Origin of the sequence: Aeromonas sp. HMWF014 (assembly GCF_963878295.1) — a bacterium.
In the GTDB taxonomy this organism is placed as follows: domain Bacteria; phylum Pseudomonadota; class Gammaproteobacteria; order Enterobacterales; family Aeromonadaceae; genus Aeromonas; species Aeromonas popoffii.
In genome coordinates this window covers 1-3,586 of the sequence record NZ_CAWNYS010000059.1, presented here as the reverse complement: position 1 = coordinate 3,586, position 3,586 = coordinate 1, and the positions used below count along the sequence as shown (strand labels likewise).

The following is a 3,586-nucleotide window of genomic DNA, read 5'->3' as shown; positions in this document are numbered from 1 at the left end:
ACTCACGGCCGCTTCAAAGGCACCGTTGAAGTCAAAGACGGCAACCTGGTTGTCAACGGCAAAACCGTACGTGTTACCGCTGAACGTGACCCGGCAAACCTGAAGTGGGATGCCATCGGTGTTGACGTTGTTGCCGAAGCCACCGGTCTGTTCCTGGACGACGCGACTGCTCGCAAGCACATCGCTGCCGGCGCCAAGAAAGTTGTTCTGACTGGCCCGTCCAAAGACGCTACCCCTATGTTCGTCATGGGTGTTAACGACGCGACCTACGCTGGTCAGGACATCGTTTCCAACGCTTCCTGCACCACCAACTGCCTGGCCCCGATCGCCAAAGTTCTGAACGATACCTTCGGTATCGAATCCGGCCTGATGACCACTGTCCACGCTACCACTGCTACCCAGAAGACCGTTGATGGTCCGTCTGCCAAAGACTGGCGCGGTGGCCGCGGTGCGGCTCAGAACATCATCCCGTCCTCTACCGGTGCTGCCAAAGCTGTTGGCGTTGTTATCCCGGAACTGAACGGCAAACTGACCGGCATGGCTTTCCGCGTACCGACTCCGGACGTATCCGTTGTTGACCTGACCGTCAACCTGAAGAAAGCGGCTACCTACGCTGAAATCTGCGCAGCCATGAAAGCAGCCTCTGAAGGTTCCATGAAGGGCGTGCTGGGCTACACCGAAGATCAAGTGGTCTCCACTGACTTCCTGGGCGAGCGTCAGACTTCCGTGTTCGATGCCAAAGCCGGTATCGCTCTGAACGACAAGTTCGTTAAAGTTGTATCCTGGTACGACAACGAAATGGGCTACTCCAGCAAAGTTCTGGACCTGATCGCTCACATCTCCAAGTAATTTGGGATGCGCAATCAAGTAGCTTGAAAAAGGCGGCCATTGGCCGCTTTTTTGTATTCTGGACCGTGGATTTTCCGACCCTCTCTTCTGAATGTGCGCGAGCACAGGAGTCCTCATGCAACCGACACGCTCTCTGACTGCCAACTGTATCCTCAGCCATAATGCCGCTGGCCTGCCCCTGCTCTCCATCGACAATGGCGATGCAAAGGCCGAGATCAGCCTATTTGGTGCCCAGGTGCTGCACTACCAGCGCCACGGCGAACCCGCCTCGCTCTGGCTCAGCGACAAGGCAGTGCTGGACGGCAGCAAGCCCATCCGCGGTGGCGTTCCAATCTGCTGGCCCTGGTTCGGCACGGCCCCCGCCCGTGTCGGCAGCGGCAAACCGTCCCACGGCTTCGCCCGCACCAGCCTCTGGACCCTGGACGGTGTCTCTGATCACGGCGATGGCACGCTTGTCCATCTCTCTCTGCGTGACAACAACGCGACCCGTACCCTCTGGCCCCACCCCTTCGAGTTGGAACTGGACGTCCTGGTCGGCAAGGAGCTCTCGCTGGTGCTGACGACCCGCAACACTGGCAAGGCCCCCATCGCCTACAATGCCGCCCTGCACACCTATCTGCAGATTGGCGCCCCGGAAGCCGTCAGCGTGATCGGACTGGGTGAGCCTTACGCCGACATGCTGACCGGCCAGGATGCGCAGCAGCAGGGTGCGCTGACACTCACAGAGGCCATTGATCGGGTCTACCACCAACCCGAGGCCATGATCCGGGTTGAGGATGGCGATCGCACCACTCAGGTGGTCAGCGGCAACCACGACAGCATTGTGGTCTGGACCCCCTGGCAGGAAGGTGCCACCGCCATGGCTGACATGAGCAACGATGGCTACCGCACCATGCTCTGCGTCGAAGCAGCCATCACGACCGAGGCAGGCGTAGTCATAGCGCCGGATGAGGAGCACAGCCTCTCTACCGTGATCCTCTGATCTTCACGGCACTCATAACAAAAGAGGGCACCCGCGGGTGCCCTCTTTGCATGTCATGCCACTCTTGTCAGGCGTTGCCCTGAGTCTTGAGCCTGAGCTCGGCGGCAAAATCGAGCATGCGATCCAGCGGGAGCAGTGCCTTCACCCGCAGGGCTTCATCCACCAGGATCTCGTGACGCTCGGCGCCATCGGTCAACGCCTCCTTGATCGCCACCAGACCGTTCATTGCCATCCAGGGACAGTGGGCGCAGCTGCGGCAGGTGGCACCATCGCCACCGGTCGGCGCCTCGACCATCTCCTTGTCCGGACAAGCCTGCTGCATCTTGTAGAAGATGCCGCGATCGGTCGCCACGATCAGCTTCTGCTGAGGCAGTTCTTTGGCCGCCTTGATCAGTTGACTGGTGGAGCCCACCGCATCGGCCAACTCGATGACCGAGGCCGGAGATTCCGGATGCACCAGCACAGCCGCATCCGGGTTCTGCTCCTTGAGCTCGCGCAGGGCTCGGGCCTTGAACTCGTCATGGACGATGCAGTGGCCCTGCCAGCGCAGCATCTGGGCGCCCGTCTTCTTCTCGATATAGGCGCCGAGGTGCCTGTCCGGGCCCCAGATGATCTTGTAACCCTGGCTGTCGAGGTGTTCGACTATCTCAAGCGCAATGCTGGAGGTCACCACCCAGTCTGCCCGCGCCTTCACCGCAGCCGAGGTATTGGCATAAACCACCACTATGTGGTCGGGGTGGGCATCGCAGAAGGCCGAGAATTTATCGCTGGGGCAGCCCAGATCGAGGGAACACTCGGCCTCCAGGGTCGGCATCAACACCCGCTTGTGCGGGCTCAGGATCTTGGAGGTCTCCCCCATGAAACGCACCCCGGCCACGATCAGGGTCTGGGCGGCGTGATCCCGGCCAAAACGGGCCATCTCGAGGGAATCACCGACGAAACCACCAGTGGCCTCGGCCAGCGCCTGGATCTCGGGATCCGTGTAGTAGTGGGCAACCAGCACAGCCTGGCGCGCTTCAAGCAGTGCCTTGATGTCTGCGATCAGGGTCGTTTTCTGCTCGGCGGTCAGCGGGGCCGGTTTGACCGGGAACGGGTAGTCCATCTCGACCACCGGAGGGATACTGCTCAGTGCATTGCTCATTGCGACTGTTCCATCAAGGCTCGGAAAGGCAAAAATTATAACCAGAAGCTGGCCACAAACCCATCAACAAATCCGGTGATACGCAAGTGTCCACATACCCTCACGTGATTCGTTGTCATTCTTGCCAAAAGGAGTTTTCGAATGAAACAACGCCCGCTCAACACCAAGCGGTTGCTCACCATGGGACTCTTCCTGATCAGCTGGGCGGCATTGTGCAGTGCAACCAGCAGTAGATGAGCACCGGCATCACCCGCTCGGCCAGTACGGTCACAGTCCTTCGAAGCACTCAGCCCGGTGGTGGCCCAGATCCAGCGGATCCACGCTCACATCAACTTGGTCGCCAGGCGGCCAAGGAGCCGAGTACCGTCAGCGATACCATCAACCAGAGCCTGCCTGATGCGCATGGGGAATGCCGCCGACCCAGGGACTGGAGGCCAGTGCCAGCCATCGCCTGAGCGAGAAGCTGGCGCAGGCCGCAACCACTCAGGCAACCCAGCTGGATCGTCTGACAATCTGATGAGTAACAGCCATAAAAAAAGCCCGCATCGTTGCGGGCTTTTCGATCTGGTGGTCGTTACTGGGATCGAACCAGTGACCCCCTCCTTGTAAGGGAG

At 60.0% G+C, this 3,586-nt stretch carries 3 protein-coding genes; 2 read left to right on the top strand and 1 reads right to left on the bottom strand.

All coding sequences use genetic code 11. The features are described 5' to 3' along the window. Positions 1-849, top strand: an 849-nt coding sequence (gap, locus tag AAC083_RS02330; protein WP_258224863.1) for a type I glyceraldehyde-3-phosphate dehydrogenase, incomplete at its 5' end; no start/stop codon positions are given. A gap of 115 nt (positions 850-964) precedes the next feature. Then, positions 965-1,831, top strand: coding sequence for a D-hexose-6-phosphate mutarotase (locus AAC083_RS02325; RefSeq protein WP_108537929.1), 867 nt, complete (start codon positions 965-967; stop codon positions 1,829-1,831). A 67-nt stretch (positions 1,832-1,898) separates the two neighbouring features. Here the strand turns inward: AAC083_RS02325 and nadA are convergent, their stop codons facing one another. Next, positions 1,899-2,972 (bottom strand): quinolinate synthase NadA, encoded by a 1,074-nt coding sequence (nadA, locus tag AAC083_RS02320; RefSeq protein ID WP_181364887.1) that lies wholly within the window; start codon positions 2,970-2,972, stop codon positions 1,899-1,901. Positions 2,973-3,586 lie beyond the last annotated feature (614 nt).